This window comes from Parendozoicomonas sp. 2304DJ65-17 (genome assembly GCF_058148445.1).
This window is the reverse complement of the sequence record NZ_JBYVJV010000067.1, coordinates 1-253: the sequence shown is the minus strand read 5'-3', so window position 1 is coordinate 253 and position 253 is coordinate 1. Positions and strand designations below refer to the sequence as shown.

General features: G+C 46.6%; 1 protein-coding gene. It reads right to left on the bottom strand.

Going from position 1 to position 253, the window contains the following annotated elements; translation table 11 throughout:
* Nucleotides 1-253: hypothetical protein (locus tag ACY2RR_RS24560; RefSeq protein WP_490110830.1), on the bottom strand; the 253-nt coding region annotated here is incomplete at both ends.

The following is a 253-nucleotide window of genomic DNA, read 5'->3' as shown; positions in this document are numbered from 1 at the left end:
GTTATTGGTAGCGATCAGGCCATTAACCAGAGAAAAGTAGTCTGTTGCAATAACCTGGCTGCTGCCGGTTTGCGCCAGTGAGCGCAGCGAACCATAATCTCCCAAAAAGGTGCCACCAGAGATATCAAAATGGTTTTGAATATCAGTGTCAGCGCCATGGAAGAATGTCATGCCAGGCATCTTGACGATAAGATCGGAAGCCTTAATGCTGACACCGAGAATGTCTACCACAAAAACCGTAAATGACAAGACG